This is a genomic window from Pseudomonas sp. SWI7 (assembly GCF_006351945.1).
GTDB classification, from domain to species: domain Bacteria; phylum Pseudomonadota; class Gammaproteobacteria; order Pseudomonadales; family Pseudomonadaceae; genus Aquipseudomonas; species Aquipseudomonas fulva.
The window spans coordinates 1,558,861-1,584,380 of the sequence record NZ_CP040930.1; the positions used below are offsets into that span (position 1 = coordinate 1,558,861).

A 25,520-nucleotide genomic window follows, 5' to 3' on the forward strand; every position below is an offset into this window, starting at 1 on the left:
AGTGTCATGAATCTGTGCGCTGCACAACTGGGTTCATTCAAGGGCGATGTGGCGACCAACGTCAGGCGTCATCTGGCCTGCATCGAACAAGCTGCGAGGCTGGGCGCTGCCGTGATCGTCTTTCCCGAGTTGTCGTTGACCGGTTACGAACCCACCATTGCCCGTCAGGCTGCGCTGCCCCTGGGCTCCCCACGCCTGGACCCGCTGCAAGCGGCAAGTGACCGCCTGGGCATCCTCGTTGCGGCGGGATTACCGTTGCCAACCCCGAACGGCATCCAGATCGGCATGCCGATCTTCACCCCGGGCGCCCCACGCCAAGCCTATGCAAAACAGCGTCTGCACGAAGATGAACTGCCCTACTTCAACGCAGGGGTGAGCACCTCGCTGATTCAGACGGCGCATCACCAAATTGCGCCCGCCATCTGCTATGAATCGATGTTCATGGCACATGCTGCATCGGCACGAGAACGAGGGGCAGACATCTATCTGGTGAGTGTGGCCAAGACGGCAAAAGGCGTAAGCGAAGGACACATGCATTATCCGCAGGTGGCGCGCGAACTGGGCCTGACCGTGCTGATGGCCAACTGCGTTGGACCCGCCGGCGAGTTCCTGGCGGCCGGTGGTTCTGCGGCGTGGGACAGTGAGGGTCGCCTGCTGGCTTGCCTGGACTCCCACAGCGAAGGCCTGCTGCTGCTGGACAACGAGGCTGGCACTGCCAGCGTGATGCCGCTGGATGCGCCCGCGTGATTTACCTGGTACTGGCACTGGCGAGCTACGGGCTAAGCTACTACGTGATCGGGTTGCTAATCGATGGCCAGGTGGCCGACATTGCCGAGGGCATGCGCCATCGCCGTGATGCGCCTGCCCCAGGTCAATACCTGCGGGCTGTTCAGGCACGATTGCGCCGTGTGCGCTGGGAGTATTCACTCATGGTAGGTACATTTCTGACTGCACTGTCGTGCGTTGGCGCCTACTGGCTGGGCTGAAGCCGCAAGTCCAGTGGCAACGTCTGCCGGCCTTCGAGGGCCAATAGCAGTTGTTTGGCGGCCAGGCCACCGGCAAAGCCGGTGAGCCCACCGCCAGTCCCTATCACACGATGACAGGGCGCAATGATCGAAATCGGATTGCGGCCATTGGCAGCGCCTACCGCCCGCACGGCACTGGGGTTGCCGATCTGCTGGGCGATCTGACCATACGTGCGGGTTTCACCAAAGGGTATGCAGAGCAATGCGTCCCACACTCGACGCTGAAACGCCGTCCCAGAGAATTCCAGGGCCAGATCGAAACACTGACGTGAGCCGGCGAAGTATTCGGTCAGTTGACGTGCGGTTTCGATCAGAACGGGGCAGTGATCGTCACGCTGCAACGGACCAAGACGCACTCTGTTTTCCCGCTCCTGCTCCCACAGCACGGCGATCAGCCTTTGATCCCGAGAGACAAGGGTCAGCGTGCCAACCATCGATGGCATGAGGGTGTACAGGCTAGGCATACCGCTACTCGGAAATTAAAAGGCAGCTTGCGGTGGGTGCTTATGACAAAGCGACTAACCGTAATGGAACTGAATTACTGCGAATCGGCACCGGTCAACACTTGTGAACGCTGCAAGAAACTGACGAGGTGAATCATGACTATCGAAGCTGAGACGCTCGCACAACTCGCACAAGCCCTGAAGGCACAAGGGGCCAGGTTGATCGCTGACCTGACGTTCATCCGCGCGCCTTACCGGTGTGGCAAGCGCTGGGTATGCAATGTAGTACGCCGCAAAACCGCACGCAAGCCTGCACTGCTTCAATGAACGGCGCGCCGCAACTACCACGCTCTTGAATAGGCGAAGGACCGCCCTTTTTCCTGCGATCACGCCCGCCTGCAAACCCGCCTGACGCACCTGTCACTCAAGGCATTCGCGTGCCGCCACCCTTAGCTTGTCGCCCGACAGAAAGCTGCCTTTATAGAATGTCGCGCGGCTACCCTCCCCCGACTCGATCACCTCCAGCACATCATCGGTCGTCACCGCACTAGGCGCCGTCATGCGTACGCCATGGGGGATGGATTTCTGCGTTGAATTGGGTGCCAAGGCCTGCCATTGCGGCATAACGCAGGCGGCATATTGCTGGGGCGTTTTGGATGTGAGCTTGCTTGCAGTGGGCTTGCCGGGTGAAGCGCAGCCCACGAGTGCTACACACAGCGCCGCCACGACATACAGGAAGTTAGGCATTTCTTTGGCCTCGATCAGTCGCGGGCATTTTAGCAAGTGAAAGGGCCAAGGAGGAATGGACCATCGTCGAATTCCGGAAACATCACGGTTGCCCTTTTTTACCGGCGTGCGGAACGAATGCAGCCTGTCTTGTTTCTGATGAGCAATCATGCACAGCCACACAAATGTGGGCACTGCTTGACTGATTTAATTAGGCGATTCGCTGGAGTCCTACATGGTGTGGTGGCTAGAAGTGCTTGCACAATTTGCAACATCGACCGGTCTGGCCGTGGTGTGCATCCTGGTGTTCTGGACCTACGGGCTGGCGTTCGGCAGGTTGTACATGAAGCTGCTCGCTTGCCTGCTGGCCAGCGTGCTGCTGATGGTCGCTGCATTCCCGCATGGGGTGAATTTTGCTACAGGCCTGGGCGCAACAGCAGGCAACAGTCACTCATTGTCGTTGTTCCTGGCTGACGCCAGTGGTGTTATCGCCGCAGTTCTGATCGCCTCTTTTTTCTTCAACCCGGAACGCTTGATAGAGTAGGCGGCGCTGTGCAGGTTGTCGCCTGACAGTTCTGCCAGTAGCAAGGGCAGGTATAGGGTGGCAATGTCATCAGGCCAATCCCGGCACGCGAACCCTTCAGCCAAGGATGCCGAGCCCATGAACGAGTCGTCTAAACAAACGCGGTTGTTTTACCAGAACGGTAAGCTGATAACCCTCGTGAGCCCCGAGCAGCGTCAGCAGATCTTTCGCTCCCCTGATACAGCGCTTGCCGAAACGCGTGTTGATAGTGGCCCGGCCTTGCTGGGTACTGACGCTCAGGGATCGGTTCTAATGGTGCAATCCGAAGATCAAGCACCCTCCTGATTGGGGTCGTAGGCAGGTGCAGAAAGAGCGTGGGCACAGGCGTTCCCTTCCGTTGCTGGAAGCCGGGCCAAGCGCAGCGGCTGACAAACATGCTAACGTTGAACGCATCGCCCATCGAGTCAACATGTTCATGGAATCACTTGACTGCATCAAATCGGACTTGGTCAAAACCGCAGATCATCTAGAAGAACTTGGCAAAGCCATGAACGGCCATGCGCGCTTCATGCAGGCGCGGGGTGCTCATCCGGATCAGATCGACGTGAACGCACACATTGAAGCCCTTGCACAGGTAACCGAAGCCCTACGGGAGGTGGCAACCAAGATGCAACGCTCACTTAGCCCTGCCGTGCGTAACAAGTGACGCATTGAGTACAATCCCATCCCCCGAAGATCGTCTCAATGAAACCTGAGCTTGACCACCTTGCTCAGCGCCCAGCCGCCGAATACGTAGAACAGGTCCAGGTAGAAGCGGCCGGCATAGTTGGGCACAGGGTGGTTGTCGATGAGCTGCTCAGGACCGGGGGCAGGCGGCATGAGCGCGTAAAGTGCGTTCGGGATCAAGGCCAGGGCGATCAGCAGCAAGTAGGCTGCCCCTTTGATCCAGTGCGCGCGTGGTGTAGGCCTGGCTGACCATTTGACGCCGTAATACGCGATCAGGCCTGCCACGGGCAATACCCAGAAATGTGTTGGGATGCCAATGAACATTTCAGCTACAGCACTTCTTGTTTCCACGCACTTTCCTCCGATTGAATACGCGAAGTATTGCGGTTGAGTGCGTCAAAAGCAAAGTGCTCATGACGCCTCTACGCGCTTGGCTGCTACTTCAGTATTCAGTTAGCTGTCGTGGGGAAAAGCATCGGGCACTCCCAGTGCCGCGGTCATGTCGCTGGGTTTGCATCCAGCGTGGATGCAAACCCAGTACACGTCTCGTACCAAGCGTAGTAGCGTTCGCCTTTCGACGAACTGCCAAGGTCCGTTGCTTATGTCCATGGACCGGGCCACTCACGAACTGGGAAGTCAAATGGAACACGTTCATTCCGTCAGCCAAGACGTCATCGATTCAGCACTCATTGCGTTTTCACGTTTCAAGATTGGTGAGATCAAGGTTTACGATCTGGAAAATGCAATGAGTTATGAAGCCGGACAAGCGCTTGCCCGCAGCGGGCTGGTGCGGTTCTCGATTCACAAGCTGCCATCGGGACGGTACCGCATCAGTGACGAGGGCGAGAGCGCGATTACCGAAGCAGGCCGCGAACGGCTGGAGATGATCAGGGGTTGAGCGGGTAGTTGGCTGAAATAAATCCCCAGAGATGCAGCTGCAGACGGCACAGGATTGACCCGTGCCGTCTCGCACCCTCAAGTACCCTGACTCCAATGAGCAGCGATCGCCAGCACGACGAAAGCCACCACCGCCTCCACAACAAGGTAGATACCGTAGAAGTCCTCTGAAAACATACGCAACTTTCCGCTTGAGAAACGACTGTCCTGAGCCGAATGACCCGGCGCCTGAATCAGATAAGCGGTGGCATTCAGAAGTTCATGCCCGGTAAAGACTGTCAGGCGACTCCAGGCGGAATGCCATCCTTGTTCTTGTCCTTGAGTCGCGCTTTTTCCTCCTCGGTGGCGTGAGCCGGTACCTGATCTTTTTTGGGTTCAGGTTGCTGTTCAGTCATGTTCAAACTCCTCAACGTGTGAAACGTTGGGCATTTGTTGCGCTCAGCAGTTCAGATGTATCGGCAGCCATCATGTTCCATGACCGCTCTTGGGGATGCTCTGGGAATTGAAAGAAGCCACTTCGCGGGCCCTCATGACGCCCCAGGCCAATGCCCGGGACATGGACTCCTTTGGGCGGTCGTCGAACGCCTCCTCATAGACAGGCACGCCGCCAGGGGCATAGACACCTATGAACAGCTGAACGAGGCCTTTTCGGGACAGACGAACCTGTACATTAATCGACGTCTTGTCGCTTAATGTCTCTTCGTGCGCGCGATGGTGCAACGTAGGGTCAGCCCAGGACCAGAACACACTGCCGCGTATCCGCATCGCGCCTCCTAATACTTTAGTCTAATGGCCGCTAAGAGGGACATTAGCCGCCTGCCGCTTGGGCTACTAGCGAAATATGGCATCGAACCTCATCGATCAGACGAGCGGGAACGTCGGTGCCATAATGCTGGGCTGTCGCGATAGGGCGCCATTAGCGATGCCTGGACGCACTGCACATCTACCGCGAGCATCAATCATGAATTCGTTACTGACCTTCTTCGCAGCTGCGGTGTTGCCACTGTTGGCGATCGCCCTGACGGTCATGGCGCACCGGCACGTCATGCAGAAATGGCGAGCGAAAATCGATACCGAACTTGCACAGGCCTTGAGCACCTTGGGTGTCACCACTTACACACTGCTCGTGGACAAATTGACTTCGCCCAGCACCGACAGAACTGCCCAGGTCTATCGCATTCTCCTTGGCGAGCGCGGAGACTACTATCTGTTCATGAAAATCGGAGAGCAGCCAGGCCTGCTCAAGCCGTTGAGCAAGGAACGGGCTTTGCTGGCTGTGCGGGTCAATGGCTAATATGCTTTGGCGGTGGCCGATCAGGCATCTCACTAGGTGTCAGAATTCGAGAGCATGCGCTTGATCGGCTTCTTGTAGAAAGCGTGTTTATCAGCGGCATGATGAACGTTGAACGATGGGAGATGACGCGCGCTGGCTGCGTAAAGGGGCGAAACTTACCGCTGAGTCAACGGACCTATCCGATTCGACTTTAATCTGCCCTGCCAGTTGCCAGTACCGTACTACGTGAGACATTTGAGGGCTGAATGTGCAATGAATAAAGGTCTACTGATCGGGCTGGTGGTGACCCTGCTTACGGGGTGCAATCATTATTTCAACAGCCCCTATGGAAGTCGCTGGGATCAACGAAATATCCCCTGTGACGCCACGCCACCTAATCAACCTGGGTGCTACGACAATGTGCACCAAGAGGGGCTGCTCAACAGGCTTTTAAGAAAGGACTAGTCATGCCTGCTTTCTTGGCCCGCTTGTTCAAGCGCACAGATAAGCCAGGGCACGCTGAACTCAACCGTTCAACCGACTCCAGCCAGATCAGCCCTCCCTCCTCCGTGCCCTTCATGGACAACGACGAGACCACGCGCCTGACCACAACCTGCTCGATACGAAGCTACGACGTAAGCGCACCAGCCATTACACGTTGCAATTGAAGTTGCGTAATGGCTGACATCCCATCCAAGCGATTCCTAGATGGAGCGTTGATTTATCCTGGCCGATAGAGCTTCAGCGCTTTCTTTTCGCTCCGAATATCGATCTACCAAATAGCCCTCACGGCCACGAACCAGCAGCGTGAACTTCACCAGTTCCTCCATCACATCGACCACGCGGTCATAGTACGGCGAAGGTTTCATTCGGCCAGCATCGTCGAACTCCAGATACGCCTTCGGCACGGACGACTGATTCGGGATGGTCAGCATGCGCATCCATCGACCTAACACACGCATCTGGTTCACAGCGTTGAATGACTGAGACCCGCCGCACACCTGCATCACCGCGAGTGTTTTGCCTTGGGTTGGCCGCACGGCACCCAGGGTCAAAGGAATCCAATCGATCTGCGCTTTGAATACCCCGGACATAGCGCCATGACGCTCGGGGGAACACCATACCTGTCCGTCTGACCACAGCACCAGATTACGCAGCTCTTGTACCTTCGGGTGTTCGACTGGCGCGTCATCCGGCAAGGGCAAACCTGACGGATCGAAAATCACCGTCTCGGCGCCCATGTACTGGAGCAGTCTAGCGGCCTCTTGCGTCAAGAGACGACTGAACGAACGCTCTCTGGTCGATCCATAGAGCAGAAGGATGCGTGGTTTGACGTTCGACGCATCAGCCAGGTTAAGCTTATCGGCAGTGGGCAGATCCATCAGCAACAGATCGAGGGCAGGAAAGGCCTCGGCAGAGTCGATATCGAACTCGTTCATCACAATGCTCCAATCCGATCCAAAGCCTGCTTCAGGTCGTCGCCTTGAAGTGTCTTCAGATCCAACGCGAATAACGCTGCGAACCGCCTTTTGATGTGTTCAACCGTTGCGTCGAATGCGACCTGAATAGCCTCGTCGCTGCCATCCACTTCCGATGGGTCAGGCAGCCCCCAGTGGCTCTTGATGGCCGGGCCAAAATACACCGGACAGGCTTCGCTACTTGCCTTGTCGCACACAGTGATCACGATATCGGGTGGCGAGTCCGCGAACGCTTCTGATCCCTTGCTATAAAGGGCGGACGTGTCGACACCCAGTCCTTGCAGCGTGCTCACCGCACGGGGATTTAGTTTGCCGCTGGGGAGGCTGCCCGAACTGATGGCCGTGAAGCCGTCCGGCGCAACATGGTTGAACAGTCCTTCGGACAGGACGCTGCGACAGCTATTGGCCGTACACATGAACAGCATCTTCATAAGTTACTCCTACCTGCTGATGCTCAAGCGCACGGCAAGCGCTGCCAGTGTCAGCAGCAGAATGGGGAAAGTGATTACGCAGCCAACCTTGAAGTAGTAACCCCAAGTGATGCGGATGTTTTTCTGAGCCAGGACATGCAGCCACAGCAGCGTCGCCAGACTACCGATGGGGGTTATCTTGGGGCCAAGGTCGCAGCCGATGATGTTGGCGTACACCATGGCTTCGTGGGCGAGCCCCGTCGCGCCACTGTCCTGAATCGACAAGGCACCAATCAGCACGCTGGGCATGTTGTTCATGACAGATGACAGCAGCGCAGCCGTGAAACCGGTGCCGAGTGTCGCAACCCACAGACCATGATCGGCGAAGGTGCCGAACAATGAGCCGAGTCCTTCTGTCAGCCCTGCATTCTTCAGGCCGTAGATCACCAGATACATGCCAAGTGAAAACAATACGACCTGCCAGGGTGCGTTGAGCATGACTTTGCGGGTCGAGATCACATGCCCTTTCGCGGCAATTATCAGCAACACCAGTGCGCATACAGCGGCGACAGCACTGATCGGTATGCCTAGGGGCTCAAGGGCGAACAAACCGACTAGCAGATGCAGCAACACCCACCAGCCAGCAATGAACGTATGGCGATCCTTGATGGCCTCTTCTGGTCGCGGTAGTTCTTCGGGTGAGTACGCCAGCGGTACCTCTTTTCGATAAAACAACCAAAGCATGCCTAGCGTCGCCCCGACACTGGCCAGATTCACCGGCCACATAATCGAGGCGTACTGACCAAATCCGATGTCGAAAAAATCGGCAGAGACGATGTTCACAAGGTTCGAGACAACCAGCGGCAAGCTGGCAGTGTCGGCAATGAAGCCGGCAGCCATCACGAAAGCCAAGGTTGCTGCCGGGCTAAAGCGCAGCGCCGTAAGCATTGCGATGACAATGGGGGTCAGAATCAATGCTGCGCCATCATTAGCAAACAGGGCCGAGACAGCTGCACCCAAGAGTACCAGTAGTGCAAACAGGCGTGCCCCGCTGCCTCTCCCCCAACGAGCCACATGAAGCGCTACCCACTCGAAAAAGCCTGCCTCATCCAGCAGGAGGCTGATGATGATCACCGCAATGAACGTCGCCGTTGCGTTCCACACAATGTGCCAGACCACCGGGATATCACTGAGCGCAACAACGCCAGTTAGCAACGCGACCACCGCTCCGGCAGACGCACTCCAACCCACGCCAAGCCCTCGGGGTTGCCAGATCACCAGTACCAGCGTTACCAGAAAAATAGACACTGCCAACAACATCTCGGGTCTCCAATAACACTTAGCAACAGGAAACCTGGCGTACCGGGCGACCTTCCATGGAAGCAAGGCGACCTTGGTCATCACCGAGCCAAGTGCGGTTAGCCTCGAGCGTCGCCTGAAGTACATCCAGTGCCCATAGGGGCAGTTCCGGATGAAGACGGTAGTAAACCCATTGGCCCTGCCGACGATCCTCCAGCAGCCCGCAGGTACGAAGCTGAGCCAGGTGGCGTGAGATCTTCGGCTGGCTGTCGTCGAGTGCCCAAATCAGTTCACAGACGCACAGCTCACCCTCAGCTGCGAGCATGAGCATGATCCGGGCGCGGGTTTCGTCACCAAGGCATTTAAAGAAAATAGGCGGCTGAATGAGCATGACCAACCTTTATATTCGATTCTACGCATATGCGAATTTACAGATATGTAGCCGCAATTGGAAGCGGCTCATCTCGCTTCAGGCGCCCACGTATGCGCAAGCAGATCAGGAAACTCGCTTACCCTTTGGGTTGGCAGACGACTAGGGACGTCTTTCAGGTAGGCGTATGGATCATGTCCATTCAACCGTGCTGACTGGATCAGGCTCATGATCGCCGCTGCCCGTTTACCGCTGCGTAACGACCTGGCAAGGAGCCAGTTCGAACGACCGAGGGCCCATGGGCGAATCTCATTTCCCCCCTGATTGTTATGGATGGGCACATTCGAAGCGAACAGGTCAAAGAATTTGCGACGGGCATGGGCCATACAGCCAATGTCGAACAAGCCCTGTACGAAGCTGGCGTTGTAACCTGCAAAGTCATCGCAGACCAACTAGCCATTCCACGAGCCCAGAAAACGAGGCTGCATAGGAAATCCGCTTGATGGACCAGAAATGGTGTCCACTCAAACTTAGGGGGCTCCATGGCCTTCAGCAGTCGTGCGGGGAAGATGTGGTTGCCGGACGGTTACACTACGACTGCCATCACGCCAGCAATAGCGCCCTATCGGGGACAGCCACGCTAGCGACAGCGGATCGAGCACCAGCAGTTGCGACTAACGATCTGTCATCTTCTGGGTAACCAGGCCGCGAGCAGCCATATCACGCCTGTCGCCAACACCCAAGGCCACCTGCTCGCGGGATTCATCGCCATACCCACCAACGCGATAACGATCAATGCCCCCCCCGCCCATCGTTTGCGCGCTGGTGTAAACCATCTCTGAAACCGCCTAAGCATGGCCTGCACGTTTATCACCACCTGTGCTGCACTCTAACGATCGCAGTCGCTGTCGTCGTTCTGATTCATCGCGCCTTGTATCCGCATGAATTGACGTGTGCCGGAAAATTGCGGCCATCAGCTACTATGTCCCGGTTATCAGTAGGTCAGGGAAGAACACCGCGCGCCTGCTTCATTGCCTGCAAGGTCATGCGCTTGTGCTGCAGCGCTGACTGATCTTCGATCCTGCGCACCGCCAGCGCTCTCAATACCTCATAAGCAAGCGCATGACAGACAGGCTCAGTCACGCCATGCCCACGCTGCAGGTCGATAGCGGCTTGCCGACGCTCAATTTCCATCCTTGCTGGGTCATACTCGAACGCCGCAGCTCGCGCCTCGAGCATCACACTATTGGCGGCGGCCAGGTCGACATCCAGCATCCCAGTGAGCGCGCACTGCTCACCTGTAATGGATGACAGCGCAAAACCCTTGTACTGAGCCTCACCCATAACCGGCCGTACAGGTTGCGCAGTGCAGCTCGAAAGCACGACAGTGGCCATGAGCAGATATCGATAATTTTTCATCAGGTCACGTCAGGTCAAATACAGTGGATGAGCCATACGTTACAATTGGCCTCGTCAAAACCACGCTCCAGGCGCTGCTCGTTCGGCCACCCTACCGATGTGCCACGCTTAGACTCACTATCTTCCCTGCCACCCCTCTTTTTCCGCTATCACCCGTTAAGGATGATGCCATGATCATTCGCCAGGCTACTAATACCGACCATCCGCAGTTGCTCGACCTTTGGCTGCGCGCCGTTCGTGCCACTCACCATTTCCTACAGGAAGCCGATATCGAGGCGTTGTTTGCTCAACTGCGCGATAGCTACCTGCCGGCTGTCGAATTATGGATGGCAGAGGATGCCGTAAACGGCCCGCTTGGGTTCATCGGGCTTAACGTAAGCCACGTAGAAATGCTGTTTATCGAACCCAATCGGCGAGGTGAAGGCATCGGCCGCGCGCTACTGGATCACGCCCGGCGTTCACGCGGCCAAATTAGCGTTGATGTGAATGAGCAGAATCCGAAAGCGGTCGGGTTCTATCTGCATTATGGTTTTATCCAAACAGGCCGCTCCCCTCTCGATGGTGAGGGCCGCCCGTTCCCCTTGCTGCACCTGAGCTTGCCCGGCTAGCACTGCAGCCGTGGGGTGCTACTGGTCCGCTCATTGACCATTACGAAACCTTCATCGAAAACCAACTGCTCACCCAGGGAGGCAGTGAAATGATCAACCATCTGGATCACCTCGTTTTGACAACCATCGATGTCGAGGCATGCAAGGATTTCTATACCCGCGTCATGCGTATGAACCTGGAAATTTTCGGTGCCGGGCGCTTGGCTTTGCGCTTCGGTGAGCAAAAGATCAACGTACACGTGCGTGGCCACGAATTCGAACCCAAGGCTCACTTGCCAGTCTCAGGCGCGTTGGACCTCTGCTTCATCGCCTCGATCAGCCTTGAGAAAGTCGTGGCCCATCTAGAAGCACAGCAGTGGCCAATTATCGAGGGCCCCGTTCAACGCACCGGCGCCACGGGACCTATCCGATCCGTTTATGTGCGCGACCCGGATCTCAACTTGATAGAGATATCGGAGCGACTCTAGCAGGGTTTACAGGAGCAGAATGAAGCGCGATCCAGACAGGCCTGGGTGCTCTCGAGAAAACCAAGCAGGCTATGGGGTTGGGGCTTGCCGGTAACGGCCCCGACCGATCAGGAAAAGAGCTTGAACGCTACCCAGCTCGTCGCCAAAGCGAAGACTGCGCCCGCAGCAGCCGACAGAAAGATGCTGCGCGCTTGGTGCTGCGTGCCCTCGCGGACCTCACTGCCCAGCTGTGCCAGGTTCTCTTTCATCTGCTTGATAACTTGATCATGGCTCATGGTCGCCCTCGCTTGTGATGCCAGGTCACGCCTGTTGCTAGACCCTATGGCGATAGTGTCGGCCGAATTGGCGTAAAGCTCAAGACCACTCGGCGCAAGCCTGTTTCTCAGGACGGCAGGCTAGAGCTTTTGAATGAAGGCCGCAGCGGTAACGATGACGGTGACTAGCCCTCCCACCGCGACAAAGGGGTAAAACAGCGTCTCGCGCTTCATTTTGTTGGCCTCGGCGATCAATTTTCGCGCCTCGGCGGTGAGCTTGTGAATTTCAGCTTGGAGCTTCTCAAGCTCCAGCTCCTCCTTCTCGGTCATTGGCCGTCCTTTCGTGCCTTGAGCCGCACCCTGTCGTGCGTCCTCTGTGCTGCATTATGTGTTCTTAGGTTAGGGAATGCAGCACGCCACAGCATTCATTGATGCTGTACTCCTCAGTGGCGGGCACCGTGGCCTTGAGCGTGGCCACCACGCGCTCGGTAGCAGTCAGCGACCATTGAAAAGCTATCCACCCCGGATAGGTCAACCGGCGCATGACCTGACCGCATCTGTCACGCGCTCCAGCGGTGACTGCCAGGTGCGATAGAAGTGATAACGGACAGTCGAACCACTTGGTGCTGATGCCACATCGACCAAATGGATAGGCGTCTGCGCGTCAGGCGCCAAGACAGCGTAGCGGTCGCCAGATGTCTGCAAGATACCGCCGACACTTACCCCCAGCACCGTGGTGTTCTGCCAGGCATCTCGGATGCACTCGGCAACCTGCTGGGGTGGCCTTGACGACTTCAAGTCCAGCAGTGGCGGATTGCTTCGGGTGTCGCCAACGCTCGCACACCCCGCCAGCAATGCCAAGCCCGACCCGACTATGATGTTTCGCATATTTTCTATCTCCTGAAAGTCGAGACCGTATCAGCCCGGCATCTGCGCGCTCGACGGAACCGCTACAGACAGCCTTGCAATGCTGACAGGCGCTTTTTTGCGATCCAGTTCCCCAGCACCACGTAGTACTTTGCTTCAGACCCACTCGGTGCTGGCTGGATGTCTACGAAATACTCTGATACTTGCGTGAAGACGGTATAGCCGACATCGCGGCCTGCTTGAAGAGTGGCGCCAGGTGTTCCACCAAAAATCGGCTGATTTTGCCATTCGTATTGGACACACTTCGCCAGCGCGGCGTCAGTTTTGGTCGATCTCAGAACTTTATAGGGACCAGCCTGACGAGCTTCATTCATGGTTGGAGCCATGCATCCCGCTAGCAAAGCCAAACCCATTGCCCCGATCAAGATTCGAATTTGATCCCTCCTTGATGATGCCGGGAATCCACCACAAGGCGGCGTGGCCCTGCCCAGATGCGAAAAGCCCAGAACAGAGCTGGGCTGATACAAGGAAATCTGCTTACTACTTGAACACTGGGCGCAAGAAGCTTCGCTCGTAACTCAGAATGAATTTCCTGTCGCTGGCCTCCTTGACCAATTCCATACATGCCGAATCGCCTGCCGCCTGCTGTCGATACTGCTCATAGGCAGCAAGGCTCTCGAAGCTGAACAGGCAATAGGCGACATTGCTCGCCCCCTCAGAAGGCAGGAAATAGCCATGGTGCTGGCCTCCCATGCGCTCGACCAGAGCGATCCAGTGACGGGAATACGCCTCAAAAGCGGGAAGCTGGTAGGGATCAATCACATAACGAACATGGCAGGTGACCATGGAGTCATTCCTTTGAAGGCTTGAGTAAAGCGCAAACTCTAAGGCAATCCTGCACAGACTTCCAAGGATGACCACCTATCCCCCTGGACGCATCACCCGTAACCGTACGGCCTCATGCCGTCGTAGCGTTGTCTCCCAACGACCCGCCCCGGTCCGTTGCCGGAAAGCCCATGGAGTTGGGCTTGGATGCTCAAGGAGGATCAACTGGAGCGAGCAACACGCAATGACTTCCCACGAGGTCGGCGTGTGCGCTGCACTTCAGTCAGATGGCGCATTCTTTGCGACTCTCGCCCTCTCGCAGCGCAGTAAGATTAAAGACGTAGCTAATGTACCGATAGACGTCATGCCAGCCGATGGGATGTGATCAATCTGCAGAAGAGGATGCAGCAAGTCATAAGGAGAGTCGCCCTAAGCAAGATAGAGGAAGGAACGAAGACAGAAAGGGACTTGTGTGCTGCTGAACGATCAGGCTTTGCGTGCTATCCAGTTCGCCAGGCCATACGCCGACTGCCTCTGTTCTAAGTCCCGCATTCATAGCCCAACAGCTGGGTCACAGCGTTTACATGCTGATATCGACCTATGCCGTTGGCTCAACCCAAGCTCCGACTGGAGCAAGCTGGAAAAACTCGAAGTATCGGACGTATCAAAACCTGGCCGAGTGTTTCAACGACGACGCCACTGCCATCCTGAGCTTCGTAGTTCGCGCTGCCGCCTAACCCTGCGGCGCTGCCCGCCAGCACCCAAACGAAAAACGCCGCCTAGAGATAGGCGGCATTAGAAATTCCCCATCAGGGCTTGAAACCCTTATCTGGTGACTTCGGAGGTGGGATGTCCCATAGCCTGTCGCTGGATTCCTGCTGCGCCTTTGCTTTTTGCTCTTCTGTTGAGCCAAAGCAGCCGCTCAGCAACAGCGCAGTAACGGCGACGAGAATTGCGCCAATCATGGTGTGCTTCATAAGGTTCCTTCCTGTGAGATGGTCGGGCATTACATCAAAAATCGCCAATCGCCGCAAAGCATGGCGCTGAGCCAGTAGCCACCACCTGCCGTACTCAAAACATGAACGCTTTCATGTCCAACCGAATTCTTTGAAGGAGGTGAAAACGCCTCCATGTGGGTTTAATTATAACTAGCCTCCATATCCTCTTTACTTCGCTGCAGGCACATTCCTTTTACGTAAGCTTCTGCGTACTCAAAAGTGCTTCACCGATCGAAGTCTTCGACCAAATTCGACCCAAGATATCTGACCTAATTGTAACACCGTAAGTATAAACGCAACTGGGGAAACTATCAGTATCATTTTTCCAGGCAGATCACCGATAGACCTCACCATCACTAAAGATCATCGACTGCAACGGTGGTCTTTTCAGCTCAGCCAAGTACGCAACACTTTGTGATCTAGTCATGCTAGGAAACACCTCACCTTTAGGTATAGGTAACCTTGAGCAGGCTGGGCTGCCGATTGTTGGGCTGGACCTATGTCGATAGCGCCGACATCAATCAGCTGCTGGAAATCGCAGAGCTGCAGCTGGCATTGACGATCCACGATGACGCTGACATCCAGGATAGATGTATTCGGGCCGAGAATTTGGAACTGCACACCAAGCTAGCTGACTGGAACACCACAATCATTCCAGCGCTCAGCAGCGACCTTCGCGAAATCCTCGGACGCCCGAACCTTACTTGCCACCACATCGCCAAGGCTCAACGTATCATGGGGCTCACGATCGCACCCAATGCCGAAGTCAAGCGGGCCGTCGTGATTCACTGGCCTCTCGGGCACTCCTTTAGGCACGGCGCGGATTGGCGTCAGCGTGTAACAGCCGAGCTGGCGAAGGCAGGTAATACGCTGAAAGTCTAATAGGAGTACAAATGTACTACGCTCCGCTATAACCCCTTTCTCCCTATTCACTGCTGCGCTATGTCGATAAAGCCTGACCCGCCCCACATGAAACAATACTAGCGGCTCGGTTCCCCCTCGTGCCCAGCGAACAGCCAGCTTAGAGAAGCCTCTGCTTCAATTGGTTTGCATGCAAATTTGAGGCTGAGGCACAGGCTCCGGCATCAGGTTGGCATGTAACAGATCACCGTAACCCCAGACCAGCGTTCCCAAGACTGCCGCGATGGCGCAAACAGCGCGCCACAATGTGTAGTAACTGCCATGCGATCTTCGCATCTGCCTGTTGAGTCTGCTCACACCCTCGCCCAAAAGCGATTCGCCAAGAAGGGCAAATACAGTTACAACAGATCCCGACCGTGAAAATTGCGCAGCGTCTCCCTCAAACCACCACGCGATACTCCAAGCGAATGAAATAAACACCGCGATTGCAGCTGCGTATAGGCGTCGCCTAACCTCAAACAATGATGCCGCTGCCTTGCCAGTTACCTCAGGCACGTACCTTCCATCATCAATTGAATCGCAAGATCCCCCGTAATTTTCCTCTTTCCTCTTTAGGGCGCCGTGAATCAGAAGTGTGGCAGCAACGCCTACGATCAGGCTTAGGTATGTTTTGCGCACGTGGCTATCTCTCTTGAAATTTGAATTATCTTAATTACTTGTCCGGCTAGTATATATGCCTGACGCATTTTTAATGGTGTATTTACGCATCAGTGCCGAGATATGGCGGCCAAGAAATCCGTAGGCCCAGCGCACAAACGGCGGCACGGTGGTGCCCGTTGATGAAGTGAGCGAATGACCCGCCTCGCCTCCTGCCTCCTGCTGTTGGCCACAGGCGCAAGCGCCGGGCAAACCTTTCATGTCGAGGCATTCGGGAACATCGACAGGGGCGGCAATTGTGTGCACGACGAGGAGCGCGGCGTTACCTGCTACGTATTCTACGGCGGCATCAGCTGCATTTCCGACAGCCAGCCGCAGGCCAGCAATCAGCGCCAGCTCTCCCAGCACGAAACCCAACCCGAACCTCCACCTGCTCTGGCGCCTGGGCGCTGGATTGATGAGAGGTATGAGTTGTGAGGAAAATTCGAGATTTCTTGAAGGCTGTCATAGGGTGGGCTAGTTGGAAGATGGCCGACTCTCTGCATAAGACGTTCGGCGCCTGGCATCCGCATGATGCTATTGACGAAGGCCTTGGCTACTGGGGCTAGACATGACCGACCGGATCGAAGCAGAAGGCTGGCTGCTGAGGCAGATCGTCAAGGACGTGGGCCAGTGGCAGAACCCCGCCAAATACCACGAGGCAGCGCGTTGGATGGCGTGGCGTACACCCCACTGGAGGCTGAGGCCCTGGCCGCTGGAGTCAAGCCATGAGATCTTTGGGAGAAATCATCGAAGCTTCGAAATCGAGCGACTGCCCCGACTACGACGACCTGCGCCTATCAAACACCATCAAAATCACCATTCGTCCAAGTCGTGGAGACGTTGTATCTGGTGCTTGTACTCGCACACTATCTGATAGGTAGAACTCGCGGTCCCAGTGACGAGAGCACCTACCACGTCGCAATCTGCCTCTACGAACTTCTCCCACGCTGCCTGCGCCTGGGGCATCATGGCCGGTACATTTTTCGGGAGCGAGCCTTCATCGACATACCCCTTTGCGGTGGCCAGGGCCTTCTGGTACTTCTCTTCCACCGCGTCCTTGGCCGCCTCCCGCATTTCATATGCGCAATGAGCTGAATCATGGGTGGTTTTGGTCTCCGGCTTTCTCAAGCACTGCTGCCAATCGGCCTCAAGCTTCGCCGCGTACTGACGCACCGCTGCATCCCGTGCTGCAATCTCTGCTTCTTCCCCGTGCAGCTCGGCGTGGGCTGCGCCTACTACTGCCAGCACCGCGCCAGCGATACCGGCCTTGGTAACGGTCTTCATTGGTCTCATTTCCCTGAGTCATAGCCCGGCCGGCGTGATGCCGTTCCAGGCGGGTTTGGCTCGGCCAGAAGCCGGGCGAGGTGATCCTGACGCATTATATGCGTTGCCATTACCCTCGAGTTGGAGCACCGCAACATTTCAACCGCAATCAAGGCCTGATCAAAGCGCGCGATTAGCTTCGACAAGATCGTGACGCCCTGCGGTATGCCGGAGGACACCTTCTATGACCCTAGCCCTGATGTACATGGCCTACCTGATTTGCAGGGGGCCGCGATGAGCGCAGCGGTTGAAGTGCTCGACACATGCAGTGCCCGCCGCATGATGTGGTTCGACAAGGAAGACCAGCGCGCCCTGTTCGGCGACATCCGCGACGACGAACACCAGCGATGCGACAGCCGGATACTGAAGGTTGAGCCAGATGTGCTGATGGACTTTCGGAGTCTGCCCTTGGGGACGCCGCTTTGCGCTGGGTCGTGTTCGATCCGCCGCATCTGACCCGGGCCGACGTGGCTCGCTGGATGCGGGCAATGTACAGAGTGCTCACCAGTGAATGGCGGGAGGATATCCCCCAAGGCTTTGCCGAGCGTTTCCGTGTACTGGAACCTGAGGGAATCCTGATCTTCAAGTGAAACGAAGCCCAAGTGCTGGTCAGCACCAACCAGTCCCTTCGTGTTCCAACCTAGCGAAGGTGGGCTGTGGATCAACGAGCCAAGTGTTACAATCCGCCACTTCAAATCGGCGCTGAAGGCGCTGAACATCCGTGAACGCCGTCAGTACGACACCCGCCACACCTACGCAACCATGTGCCTGATGTCTGGGATGAACCCCGCGTTCATCGCGAGCCAGCTCGGCTACAGCGTCGAGATGTAGCTCTCTACCTACGCGAAATGGATCAGCTCCTCCTTGGACTGGAGGGAGCTGGAGAAGCTGCCGCCCCGAGTCGAAATGGCCCAAAATTGGCCCAGAACTGACGAGAGGGCCTAAATACACCTCTGGAACCCCCGCAGGACAAGCACTTGATCTCCACAGCAAACATCACCATGCGCTATGCCATGGGGTTTAGCAGGTGGGGATGTGTAGATTTTGCTGGGCCAAACTCCTCTCACTCCCCCACCCATACGCATGAGTTGGTTCGCGAATTGGTCCGATGGCTTTCATCCGACCATGATGCCGATCCGGTATAACATAGGTCGTTCCCGGCGCATGCTCCGCCTGATTCAACGGCTGCTATCGACCCACAGCTGCCCATTAGCATCAATACTCTGACCTAGTTCTCCCTTCCATGAATGGTGAGGAGGCTTGAGCCCGTATATTCGCGCAGAAAATCCGAAACGGTGCCTGTAGCGTGGCTTAAGGGGAGACAGACGTGATAGACACGCGCTAGATTAGCTCGCATGACGCATCTAGGTAGTACGGTTAAGACTAAAAGTCGCACGAAGAGAGGGATTGCATGTGGATAAGAGGTACCAGGTTTTCGTAAGCTCGACCTTTCTCGACTTGCAAGAAGAACGGCAAGAAGTCATGCAGGCACTGCTTGAGCTAGATTGCATACCCTCGGGAATGGAGCTATTTCCAGCGGCCAACGAGGACCAGTGGAGCCTCATCAAAAAAGTCATCGACGACTGTGATTACTACATCGTCGTACTGGCAGGACGATACGGCTCTGTGGGGCCAAACGGCTTGAGCTACACAGAGATGGAATATCGCTATGCAACGGAAATTGGTAAGCCGGTAATTGGCTTCGTTCATCGTGAGCCCGGCTCGCTTGTCGCAGACAAATGCGAGCAGACGGAAGCTGGCAGAGAAAAGCTAATGGCCTTCCGTGAATTGGCGCAGAGGAAAATGTGCCGATTCTGGGTCAGTCCATCAGACCTGGGCAGCCAGGTCAGTCGCAGTCTTATAAAGCTCATCAAGAGTCACCCGGCAATCGGCTGGGTTCGCGGCGATCAAGTTCCGAATGAGGGCGCCCTAGAGGAAATGCTTACTCTGCGCCGGCGAATCGAAGAATTGGAGTATGAAATCCAGTCCGCACGAGTTACTCCGCCAGAGGGTGCGGCGGAGTTAGCACAGGGCGCAGACAAGTTCGATATCGCTTACACCTTTGTTGCATCGCCGACGAAGTGGGATCATGACGGCATTGGGTATGAGGCTGCTCTTTCTGTCGAATGGGACGAAATATTCTTCGCTCTTTCGCCACACATGATCGATGAGGCCAAGGACTCAACGCTGGTTCAAGCCCTCACCTCAATGATCAAGGAACTCGCGACTGAAGAATATAAGGACGATAAAGATCTAGAGAGCTTAAACCTAATAAGCTTCAAAGTCTCTCCTGATGATTACCAAACCATCAAGGTGCAGTTGCGGGCCGTCGGCCTTATCACTCAGAGCAGCAAGAACAGAAGTGTGAAAGACACCGCGACCTATTGGACCCTGACACCTTATGGTGACACCGTTATGACCAGGTTGCGTGCGATTCGCAGGCCGCGGTTGACAAAGGAAAACCTCTTATAACTCGAAACCATATTTTGCTGAGTGGATCAATATAAAAGCTCAAGTCTACTACCGTCAACTCGCAGCTTGGGGGGAGCCATCGCGAATGCGACGGGCTGCAATGGGTCGAAAGCGGCCTTTCGCGGGAAGCCGACCTCAAGTTGTCCAGCAGATCCTGGGCAAAAGCGTCGGTTTAGCTCAACGGTTTTCAAGACCGTGCTACAAACGCCCAATCCTTAAGGTGTCAGCTGCGAAATCGATTCCAGAACAAAGACGAAACGGCACGGCTACAGGCCGCATACTGCAAAGGTCGTCGTTTCGGTTTTGGAATCGATTTTCAGCCCAATTGCCATCCATCCGCTAGTCATTTGAGGGCATGGCATCGTGATATCGAAAGCACTATGCTTGCGCGCCATCACTGACTTGGAGCTGTCACCATGAAAAGGCTTGCTGCGGTACTCGGATTGATCGCCCTCTCTCCTGCTGCATTCGCAGGCTGCTTCGGTAGCGGCTCGTTTCAGACATGTACCGATAACAGCGGGAACAGTTATAACGTTCAGCGATTCGGCAACACCACCAATGTGCAAGGGTTCAATGCTGGCACTGGCTCGTCATGGAACCAGCACAGCACCACCATCGGAAATACCACCTTCCATAATGGTGCTTCTGCCAATGGGAATTCCTGGAACGGAACCAGTCAGCGGATAGGCAACACCGTTATCAACAGTGGTGTGGACTCCCGCGGAAACGCCTATCACTCGACCTGCAATAGCTACGGCTGCTACTGAGCATCCAGTAATGCAGCAGTAGCGGAAGATCCACGCCTAAAGCCGCGCAATCTGCGGCGCCCAAGCCATGGCTGTCTAATACCCTATCCCTATTTTTAGCGGGTTTCGCCTAGTAAAAGCGCGGTGCCTCACGGCAGTATTAGACAGCGTGGCCATCCTCCTCCGGCGTTCTGCCGAATCCCACCCCTACCCTGTTACCCGGTCGTGATCCCGGACGCTGAACCGGACAACACCCCACACCTCGAACGTATCGCCCTCCATGATGTACCGCGACGGGTACTTTGGGTTCTCCGACCGAAGGACCAGCACACCGTGCTCATGGCACATGCGCTTGCAGACCGGTTCGCCGTTCACCGCCGCGATCACGATGTCGCCGTGCTTGGCCTCAACGCTTCGATCAACGACCAGCAGGTCGCCGGAGCACATCCCGATACCCTGCATGCTCTCGCCCTCGATCTTGACCAGGTAGGTCCAGGGCGCACGTACCTGCATCAGATCGTCCAGGCTGAGCTGGGGCATGTCGTCGATTTCGAAGTCAAGGGCGGTGTTCATTGGCGGGGCCTCCATACTGTATAAATGAACAGTATGGTAGTGGCCTGCAATGGGGCAGGCAACTGCCGACAAGCGGGATGCGCTAGTGCAGCGGGGGCAGTTTGTTACCCATCAGCTTGGAGACGGTGCGAAGCTGGTAGTCGGAAACCGCTTGGGCCAAGGCCTCGGAATGGAGTCGCAGGCGCTCTACCTCCTCGGGCGGGGCGCCATGGTCCCTGGCCTCCCAGTACCGCTTGAGAGCTTCCATCGACTGCTCGATCAGTGGTTCGCCTGCCTTAACGACAGCGGCAAATTCATCCTTGTCCATCGGGGATATCCTTAATTGGTCAGGGGATTATAAACAGCCCCGCAGCCCAAGCCGCGAGTCGGCTTCGCACAGGCGCCGCAGCCAGGCTTACCGACATTCGATCAGAGTCTAGAGCATCATAAATATGCAATTCCAAGACGGATGACTGGTAGCATGCACGGATGAATACCCGAGGCCGTTATGCTTAAACCTATATTGCTCGTCGAAGATGATAAGCGCGAACTTGAACTCATTATGATCGCTCTGGAGCGCAGTCAATTAGCGAATGAGGTTGTAATAACCCGAGATGGAGTCGAAGCGCTTGATTATCTGCTTCGCCGAGAGAGATTCGCAGATAGGGACGAGGCGAATCCAGCCGTGGTGTTGCTGGATCTTAAGCTGCCCAAGATGGATGGGCTTGAAGTTCTGGAAACAATACGATCGACGGAGCACCTCCGCACGATCCCTGTAGCAATGCTGACTAGCTCAAAGATGGGATCCGATCTCACTCGCGCTTATGAGCTAGGAGCAAATTCGTTCGTCGTGAAGCCGGTCGGCTTCAAAGGCTTCGTGGCGGCTGTGTCCGAATTGGGTTTGTTCTGGGCATTTCTCAACGAACCGCCGCCAGGCTCTACCCGGATTAGCGTGCGCTGAGGGTCCCTTCACGGCGATCAGCCTGCGTCAGACCATCATACTCTCGTCGGCACTGATCGCCTGCTATTCGGGATTGGTTATAAGCTTTCGCCAACGCTCGATTCATTTCGACAGACCGTGCGAGTAGGTCGGAGTGCGCCATGGCGGCGCGGGTGGCTGCCTGGCTTCGGCGACAGCGGCGGTATCCGTGCCGGGGTAACTGACGGCGGCGGCGAGGACGATGCCTTCGTTGCGCAGCCGCTGGTCAGCAGTGCTCGATGGAAGGCAGCCCTTGGCGTCCCTGGCAGGCATCGGCTACCACCGAGCGCAGCTTAAGAACGATAGTTGAATTGCCGGAAGATAAGGGGGTCGACAGCTCACCGCGCGTATCCTTCAGTCTAGGCTGCGCCTTCTTCTTGGATTTTCTGGGCGTGCGCTCAGTGTGAGCGACATATGAATAGCAATAATTCCCCCTTAATCCAGGCCGTGTTGGTGGTGGAGGACGAGCCCGCAATTCGAGAAATGCTAGCAAACATGCTTGAAGATTTCCCTGTGGCTATCACAAGCGTCGCCACGGCCGATGAGGGTTTCCTCGAATTGTATCGTCAGCCCTGGGCACTGCTGATCACCGATGTTCAAACGCCAGGCAGAACCAACGGGATCGAGTTGGCAAGCGCAGCACGTAAGCATCAGCCAGAGATAGAAGTAATTGTGATGAGCGGGTACCACAATGCCCTGGGCCTGCCGCTACCGCCAAATGTCAGCTTTTTGGCAAAGCCCTGGTCCCTAGACGACCTCTACGCGCTCGTTGAGGTTTACCTAGCAAAATGATCGTACGCAGAGGATGGAATCCGGGCGTACTTGAGGACTTTATAGACTCCCTGCAGCGCTCTCTCACTGTATCGTGACCAATCTATGTATAAGGGGCTCTCACAACTCGCATGCTAATTGAGCTCTCACCAGGGCTCGCGCTTCTGCATCAGCCCTGCGGGCTGGTCGGAGAGCAATATGCTCCGTCGTTATCGGCATGCGCCAGCGGCCGCCGCCAGTTCCTTCTCGTAGCCGACGCGCTGTCTGCGCTCCGCCAGCAGGGCGCGCACCTTCACCTCAAGGCTATCGGTCTTGCGTAGACTGTCGGCGACCCAGGGCGGCACGGGAACGTCAGGCGTGCGGCAAGGAACCTGCACGGGCACCTCGACGCGCAAGGTGCTAATCTCCGGCTCTGCCTGTCCTGCACAGCCCGCAAGCAGGAGAAAGCCTGCAAGCACCACCACCCCTTGCAGGGATTGGCTTGCAATGGTCATAGGCCGAGCTCCTTGTCGATGATCGAGGCGGCAGCCGTGCACTGATCGCCACCGGTGCGCTCCTGCTGGATGCGGTTGGCTGCTTGGTAGTCCGGCTCGGCACTGGCGCGGGCTTCGGCTACCGCCTTCTCGGCGGCGGCCTGGCGCTGCTGGGCGGCCAGCTGCAGGTCACCCAGTGCCTTACCCTGCTCATTGGCTAGGGCGACCAGGTTGTCTCTGGCCGCTTGGCAATTGCCGGCCTTCTCAGCCATTGCTGCAACGTCGGCGCGGGCGTCTTGGATCTGGCCGTGCTGCCACCAGATAACGCCGGCGGCGGCCAGGGCCAGCAACAGCCAGAGCGGTATTGCGTTGAGTGCAGCGAGCGCGGCGTTCATTCCAGCAACCCGCCCATCTCACCCCACTTGCTTAGCAGCTTGTCCAGGCGGTGCGGGTTCTGCCCATAATTGTTTCCTGGCAGCGAGGCCCAAATGTTCGAGCACTTGGCGATCGCTGGTTGAATGCGCCCGGCCTTGATGTCGTCCAGTGCACGGCGCTCGCGGATCTGTTGGAGCGCTACCCGGTCTTGATTCTCCGGCGTAAACCCGCCTGACAGGCGCAGGCTGACCCTGTAGGCGTCCCAGTAGCGCTCCAGCAACTGGTACCGCCCGGCAGCCGTGCTGGTAACGTTCTTGCCGTTGATGGGAAACGTCAGCTTGCGCCGAGGGTGGTCGGCATAGCCTTGGAACAGGCCGCCGCCGTACAGAACGTTGTAGCCGTCGTCACTGGCCTTTATGGGAGATGTGCCTTCCGAGAAGGCGATCAGGTCCAGGAACCGGAGCACGTTTGCACCTCCGGCCTGAGATTCGGTGAGTCTGGCCATGTTTTTCTCCAGGCGAAAAAAAGCCCGCGCTTGGCGGGCTGGATTTGAACGAGGCCAGTTAAGCGGCCGGGGCTTCCGGTTCGGGCGCTGCTGCAGGCTCCTTCGCAGTGATCGAGACCTTGGCGCTGTAATCCTTCATCACCTGGGCCACGCAAACCTGCGCGGTCGGGAACTGGTTCAGAATCTCGCGAGCGCGGGCGTCGGCTTCTTCCTGAGTGGCATAGCGGGTTTTGTTGGCCGAGTCATAGTCATTGGCCAGGTTGATAGCTACATAGGGCATGGGTGTTTCCTCTTTGGTTATCTAAATGGAAATGGGTAGTCGCTCGCTCGAATAACGAGCGCTTGAGGTTGGCGGTCAGTCGGAATATCGGTCCAAGTTGCGTCTCGTGCACCGCTGTGTTGAGAGATTGTTGCAGCGGCAGGGCTGAAGAAGAATCTGACGCCACCAGAGGCACCGCCACAACCTTCATTAGCGCTCACGCTTGCGCCTTCTCCTAATGTGTACCCTTCGCCTAACATGCAGATCCTAGAGAACGTCAGATAGGCTGCAAGCTCACCAGACGCTACTGGTACAAATACAGCTCCTTTAGGCTGCGGGTAGTCAGTGTTTGCCCATTCTCTACCTGATGCTTCGTTACTCCCACCCGAATAGGGAGTTAATCGCATGTCTGAACCGGGATAAGCCGGAGCGTTGATTGGTGGAGGATCTACAGCCGCAATGATGTTTAGCGGCGGCATTCCGGTTGTAAAACTGAGACGGCCAGCAGCGTCGTAACACTCCATGCCAGTCCTCTCGCCGACGTCGCGCATCAGGTCGAAGATATAGGCTTTAGTGTTCGGGCCACAGCCTTTGAAGTACAGCGTTCGGGTATTACCGCTGATCGCTTCACCACATGGTTTGCCATCGCCGACAAGGAAAACGATCGGCGAGACAGCACCGGTGACAGTGATCCCGCATATGGGATCAATCAGCCGCGAGTATGAATAACTACTTTCTTCATTTGGCGGTAGATTGAGAGACCGCAAAGTGTAACGCCCCCACCTATCTACCAAGTTCAGATATCCACTTTTCAGCAAGCCATAAGATATCCGGTCGATATCAAAAAGGAGCGTGCCGTCTTCTTTGAAAGCCTGGAATCCGACAGGCATTTCACCT

The 25,520-nt window shown here is 56.3% G+C and carries 40 protein-coding genes and 3 pseudogenes; 18 read left to right on the top strand and 25 right to left on the bottom strand.

Translation table 11 applies throughout. From position 1 onward, the window contains the following. The first annotated feature begins 6 nt into the window (after nt 1-6). Nucleotides 7-747, top strand: coding sequence for a carbon-nitrogen hydrolase family protein (locus tag FH041_RS06750; RefSeq protein WP_140174290.1), 741 nt, complete (start codon nt 7-9; stop codon nt 745-747). Then, nucleotides 744-986, top strand: a complete 243-nt coding sequence (locus FH041_RS06755; RefSeq protein WP_027916375.1) for a hypothetical protein — start codon at nt 744-746, stop codon at nt 984-986. Before FH041_RS06750 ends, FH041_RS06755 begins: the two co-directional genes overlap by 4 nt. Here the strand turns inward: FH041_RS06755 and FH041_RS06760 are convergent. Further along, nucleotides 971-1,489 carry a methylated-DNA--[protein]-cysteine S-methyltransferase gene (locus tag FH041_RS06760; RefSeq protein WP_059184048.1) on the bottom strand — a complete coding sequence of 173 codons (519 nt, stop codon included), beginning with the start codon at nt 1,487-1,489 and terminating at the stop codon, nt 971-973. The genes FH041_RS06755 and FH041_RS06760 overlap by 16 nt on opposite strands. Before the next feature lie 135 nt (nt 1,490-1,624). Here FH041_RS06760 and FH041_RS22685 point away from each other — a divergent pair, with 135 nt between their 5' ends. Beyond that, nucleotides 1,625-1,795, top strand: a complete 171-nt coding sequence (locus tag FH041_RS22685; protein WP_023533860.1) for a hypothetical protein — start codon at nt 1,625-1,627, stop codon at nt 1,793-1,795. Nucleotides 1,796-1,888: 93 nt separating this feature from the next. Here the strand turns inward: FH041_RS22685 and FH041_RS06765 are convergent, their stop codons facing one another. Further along, nucleotides 1,889-2,215, bottom strand: coding sequence for a hypothetical protein (locus FH041_RS06765; protein ID WP_027916377.1), 327 nt, complete (start codon nt 2,213-2,215; stop codon nt 1,889-1,891). A 214-nt stretch (nt 2,216-2,429) separates the two neighbouring features. Between FH041_RS06765 and FH041_RS06770 the strand changes: the two genes are divergently transcribed. The 3 genes from FH041_RS06770 (at nt 2,430) to FH041_RS06780 (ending at nt 3,423) form a co-directional block, all read left to right on the top strand. Further along, entirely contained in the window at nt 2,430-2,738 is a 309-nt protein-coding gene (locus FH041_RS06770; protein ID WP_059184049.1) for a hypothetical protein, read from the top strand. 117 nt (nt 2,739-2,855) lie between these two features. Beyond that, entirely contained in the window at nt 2,856-3,062 is a 207-nt protein-coding gene (locus FH041_RS06775; protein ID WP_028687870.1) for a hypothetical protein, read from the top strand. 124 nt (nt 3,063-3,186) lie between these two features. Beyond that, a complete protein-coding gene (locus tag FH041_RS06780) occupies nt 3,187-3,423 on the top strand; it encodes a hypothetical protein (RefSeq protein ID WP_305955534.1) in 237 nt (78 codons plus the stop codon). A 35-nt stretch (nt 3,424-3,458) separates the two neighbouring features. Here the strand turns inward: FH041_RS06780 and FH041_RS06785 are convergent, their stop codons facing one another. Beyond that, nucleotides 3,459-3,767 (bottom strand): hypothetical protein, encoded by a 309-nt coding sequence (locus tag FH041_RS06785; protein ID WP_088523781.1) that lies wholly within the window; start codon nt 3,765-3,767, stop codon nt 3,459-3,461. Nucleotides 3,768-4,083: 316 nt separating this feature from the next. On the opposite strand from FH041_RS06785, the gene FH041_RS06790 reads away from it, so the two are divergent. Then, nucleotides 4,084-4,341: a hypothetical protein gene (locus FH041_RS06790; protein WP_088523782.1), complete on the top strand. Its 258-nt coding sequence runs from the start codon at nt 4,084-4,086 to the stop codon at nt 4,339-4,341. A gap of 464 nt (nt 4,342-4,805) precedes the next feature. Here the strand turns inward: FH041_RS06790 and FH041_RS22945 are convergent, their stop codons facing one another. Beyond that, complete coding sequence (locus FH041_RS22945) at nt 4,806-5,105, bottom strand: hypothetical protein (RefSeq protein ID WP_027916381.1); 300 nt, start codon at nt 5,103-5,105, stop codon at nt 4,806-4,808. Nucleotides 5,106-5,301: 196 nt separating this feature from the next. On the opposite strand from FH041_RS22945, the gene FH041_RS06805 reads away from it, so the two are divergent. Next, a complete protein-coding gene (locus tag FH041_RS06805; RefSeq protein WP_088523783.1) occupies nt 5,302-5,634 on the top strand; it encodes a hypothetical protein in 333 nt (110 codons plus the stop codon). 683 nt (nt 5,635-6,317) lie between these two features. On the opposite strand, the gene arsH is transcribed toward FH041_RS06805, so the two are convergent. The 6 genes and pseudogenes from arsH to FH041_RS06845 all read right to left on the bottom strand — a co-directional run bounded on the left by arsH (nt 6,318) and on the right by FH041_RS06845 (nt 10,589). After that, nucleotides 6,318-6,995 carry an arsenical resistance protein ArsH gene (arsH, locus tag FH041_RS06815; RefSeq protein WP_230396049.1) on the bottom strand — a complete coding sequence of 226 codons (678 nt, stop codon included), beginning with the start codon at nt 6,993-6,995 and terminating at the stop codon, nt 6,318-6,320. Nucleotides 6,996-7,051: 56 nt separating this feature from the next. After that, nucleotides 7,052-7,522, bottom strand: coding sequence for an arsenate reductase ArsC (locus tag FH041_RS06820; protein ID WP_059184053.1), 471 nt, complete (start codon nt 7,520-7,522; stop codon nt 7,052-7,054). Between the two features lie 9 nt (nt 7,523-7,531). Continuing rightward, a complete protein-coding gene (locus FH041_RS06825) occupies nt 7,532-8,821 on the bottom strand; it encodes an arsenic transporter (protein ID WP_140174291.1) in 1,290 nt (429 codons plus the stop codon). Between the two features lie 19 nt (nt 8,822-8,840). Continuing rightward, nucleotides 8,841-9,191 (bottom strand): metalloregulator ArsR/SmtB family transcription factor, encoded by a 351-nt coding sequence (locus tag FH041_RS06830; RefSeq protein ID WP_088523785.1) that lies wholly within the window; start codon nt 9,189-9,191, stop codon nt 8,841-8,843. A 68-nt stretch (nt 9,192-9,259) separates the two neighbouring features. Then, nucleotides 9,260-9,676 (bottom strand): annotated as a pseudogene (locus tag FH041_RS06835) (transposase); the annotation flags it as partial. A 496-nt stretch (nt 9,677-10,172) separates the two neighbouring features. Continuing rightward, nucleotides 10,173-10,589: a hypothetical protein gene (locus FH041_RS06845; protein WP_028687865.1), complete on the bottom strand. Its 417-nt coding sequence runs from the start codon at nt 10,587-10,589 to the stop codon at nt 10,173-10,175. Nucleotides 10,590-10,759: 170 nt separating this feature from the next. Between FH041_RS06845 and FH041_RS06850 the strand changes: the two genes are divergently transcribed. Next, complete coding sequence (locus FH041_RS06850; RefSeq protein ID WP_088523786.1) at nt 10,760-11,197, top strand: acetyltransferase; 438 nt, start codon at nt 10,760-10,762, stop codon at nt 11,195-11,197. 89 nt (nt 11,198-11,286) lie between these two features. After that, complete coding sequence (locus FH041_RS06855; protein WP_088523787.1) at nt 11,287-11,664, top strand: VOC family protein; 378 nt, start codon at nt 11,287-11,289, stop codon at nt 11,662-11,664. A 107-nt stretch (nt 11,665-11,771) separates the two neighbouring features. Here the strand turns inward: FH041_RS06855 and FH041_RS22690 are convergent, their stop codons facing one another. The 6 genes from FH041_RS22690 to FH041_RS22695 form a co-directional block, all read right to left on the bottom strand. Next, nucleotides 11,772-11,939, bottom strand: a complete 168-nt coding sequence (locus FH041_RS22690; RefSeq protein ID WP_165919287.1) for a hypothetical protein — start codon at nt 11,937-11,939, stop codon at nt 11,772-11,774. Between the two features lie 120 nt (nt 11,940-12,059). Continuing rightward, nucleotides 12,060-12,248, bottom strand: coding sequence for a hypothetical protein (locus FH041_RS06860; protein WP_027916391.1), 189 nt, complete (start codon nt 12,246-12,248; stop codon nt 12,060-12,062). A 201-nt stretch (nt 12,249-12,449) separates the two neighbouring features. Further along, nucleotides 12,450-12,806 (bottom strand): hypothetical protein, encoded by a 357-nt coding sequence (locus FH041_RS06865; protein WP_027916392.1) that lies wholly within the window; start codon nt 12,804-12,806, stop codon nt 12,450-12,452. 62 nt (nt 12,807-12,868) lie between these two features. Continuing rightward, nucleotides 12,869-13,159: a hypothetical protein gene (locus FH041_RS06870; protein WP_225806690.1), complete on the bottom strand. Its 291-nt coding sequence runs from the start codon at nt 13,157-13,159 to the stop codon at nt 12,869-12,871. A 166-nt stretch (nt 13,160-13,325) separates the two neighbouring features. Continuing rightward, on the bottom strand, nt 13,326-13,631 hold the full coding sequence (locus FH041_RS06875; protein WP_088523788.1) for an NIPSNAP family protein: 306 nt from the start codon (nt 13,629-13,631) through the stop codon (nt 13,326-13,328). 788 nt (nt 13,632-14,419) lie between these two features. Then, complete coding sequence (locus FH041_RS22695; protein ID WP_168199523.1) at nt 14,420-14,587, bottom strand: hypothetical protein; 168 nt, start codon at nt 14,585-14,587, stop codon at nt 14,420-14,422. A 483-nt stretch (nt 14,588-15,070) separates the two neighbouring features. On the opposite strand from FH041_RS22695, the gene FH041_RS06880 reads away from it, so the two are divergent. Together FH041_RS06880 and FH041_RS22950 are read left to right on the top strand one after the other, a co-directional pair. Further along, nucleotides 15,071-15,490 carry a hypothetical protein gene (locus tag FH041_RS06880; protein ID WP_125922693.1) on the top strand — a complete coding sequence of 140 codons (420 nt, stop codon included), beginning with the start codon at nt 15,071-15,073 and terminating at the stop codon, nt 15,488-15,490. An 831-nt stretch (nt 15,491-16,321) separates the two neighbouring features. Further along, nucleotides 16,322-16,603 carry a hypothetical protein gene (locus FH041_RS22950; RefSeq protein ID WP_088523790.1) on the top strand — a complete coding sequence of 94 codons (282 nt, stop codon included), beginning with the start codon at nt 16,322-16,324 and terminating at the stop codon, nt 16,601-16,603. 378 nt (nt 16,604-16,981) lie between these two features. Here FH041_RS22950 and FH041_RS06890 read toward each other — a convergent pair whose 3' ends face one another. Further along, the gene (locus FH041_RS06890; protein WP_158526960.1) at nt 16,982-17,452 is read right to left on the bottom strand and encodes a lysozyme inhibitor LprI family protein; all 471 of its coding nucleotides are present in this window, start codon (nt 17,450-17,452) and stop codon (nt 16,982-16,984) included. A gap of 273 nt (nt 17,453-17,725) precedes the next feature. Between FH041_RS06890 and FH041_RS06895 the strand changes: the two are divergent. The 4 genes and pseudogenes from FH041_RS06895 to FH041_RS06910 form a co-directional block, all read left to right on the top strand. Continuing rightward, nucleotides 17,726-18,078, top strand: a pseudogene (locus tag FH041_RS06895) (SAM-dependent methyltransferase); the annotation flags it as partial. A gap of 43 nt (nt 18,079-18,121) precedes the next feature. Continuing rightward, nucleotides 18,122-18,436: pseudogene (locus FH041_RS23100) on the top strand (integrase). Between the two features lie 537 nt (nt 18,437-18,973). After that, nucleotides 18,974-19,963: a DUF4062 domain-containing protein gene (locus tag FH041_RS06905; protein WP_373682130.1), complete on the top strand. Its 990-nt coding sequence runs from the start codon at nt 18,974-18,976 to the stop codon at nt 19,961-19,963. 416 nt (nt 19,964-20,379) lie between these two features. Continuing rightward, nucleotides 20,380-20,730, top strand: coding sequence for a hypothetical protein (locus FH041_RS06910; RefSeq protein ID WP_140174293.1), 351 nt, complete (start codon nt 20,380-20,382; stop codon nt 20,728-20,730). Between the two features lie 186 nt (nt 20,731-20,916). Here FH041_RS06910 and FH041_RS06915 read toward each other — a convergent pair whose 3' ends face one another. Continuing rightward, nucleotides 20,917-21,297, bottom strand: a complete 381-nt coding sequence (locus tag FH041_RS06915) for a LexA family transcriptional regulator (RefSeq protein ID WP_140174294.1) — start codon at nt 21,295-21,297, stop codon at nt 20,917-20,919. 67 nt (nt 21,298-21,364) lie between these two features. Beyond that, nucleotides 21,365-21,589 (bottom strand): hypothetical protein, encoded by a 225-nt coding sequence (locus FH041_RS06920; RefSeq protein WP_140174295.1) that lies wholly within the window; start codon nt 21,587-21,589, stop codon nt 21,365-21,367. A gap of 180 nt (nt 21,590-21,769) precedes the next feature. Here FH041_RS06920 and FH041_RS06925 point away from each other — a divergent pair, with 180 nt between their 5' ends. Then, the gene (locus FH041_RS06925) at nt 21,770-22,222 is read left to right on the top strand and encodes a response regulator (RefSeq protein ID WP_140174296.1); all 453 of its coding nucleotides are present in this window, start codon (nt 21,770-21,772) and stop codon (nt 22,220-22,222) included. Here the strand turns inward: FH041_RS06925 and FH041_RS23105 are convergent. Continuing rightward, nucleotides 22,209-22,364 (bottom strand): DUF2514 family protein, encoded by a 156-nt coding sequence (locus FH041_RS23105; protein ID WP_306674837.1) that lies wholly within the window; start codon nt 22,362-22,364, stop codon nt 22,209-22,211. The two genes, FH041_RS06925 and FH041_RS23105, sit on opposite strands and share 14 nt — an antisense overlap. Before the next feature lie 290 nt (nt 22,365-22,654). Between FH041_RS23105 and FH041_RS06935 the strand changes: the two genes are divergently transcribed. Beyond that, nucleotides 22,655-23,032: a response regulator gene (locus FH041_RS06935; protein WP_140174297.1), complete on the top strand. Its 378-nt coding sequence runs from the start codon at nt 22,655-22,657 to the stop codon at nt 23,030-23,032. A 188-nt stretch (nt 23,033-23,220) separates the two neighbouring features. On the opposite strand, the gene FH041_RS06940 is transcribed toward FH041_RS06935, so the two are convergent. From FH041_RS06940 to FH041_RS06960, 5 genes are read right to left on the bottom strand one after another with little or no spacing between them, the layout of a single operon-like run. Further along, nucleotides 23,221-23,505: a hypothetical protein gene (locus tag FH041_RS06940; RefSeq protein WP_140174298.1), complete on the bottom strand. Its 285-nt coding sequence runs from the start codon at nt 23,503-23,505 to the stop codon at nt 23,221-23,223. Next, a complete protein-coding gene (locus tag FH041_RS06945) occupies nt 23,502-23,879 on the bottom strand; it encodes a hypothetical protein (RefSeq protein WP_306674838.1) in 378 nt (125 codons plus the stop codon). Before FH041_RS06945 ends, FH041_RS06940 begins: the two co-directional genes overlap by 4 nt. After that, nucleotides 23,876-24,364, bottom strand: coding sequence for a glycoside hydrolase family protein (locus FH041_RS06950; RefSeq protein WP_140174299.1), 489 nt, complete (start codon nt 24,362-24,364; stop codon nt 23,876-23,878). Before FH041_RS06950 ends, FH041_RS06945 begins: the two co-directional genes overlap by 4 nt. A gap of 58 nt (nt 24,365-24,422) precedes the next feature. Beyond that, nucleotides 24,423-24,644, bottom strand: coding sequence for a hypothetical protein (locus FH041_RS06955; protein ID WP_140174300.1), 222 nt, complete (start codon nt 24,642-24,644; stop codon nt 24,423-24,425). Nucleotides 24,645-24,661: 17 nt separating this feature from the next. Next, nucleotides 24,662-25,513 (bottom strand): hypothetical protein, encoded by an 852-nt coding sequence (locus FH041_RS06960; protein WP_140174301.1) that lies wholly within the window; start codon nt 25,511-25,513, stop codon nt 24,662-24,664. Between the last annotated feature and the right edge of the window lie 7 nt (nt 25,514-25,520).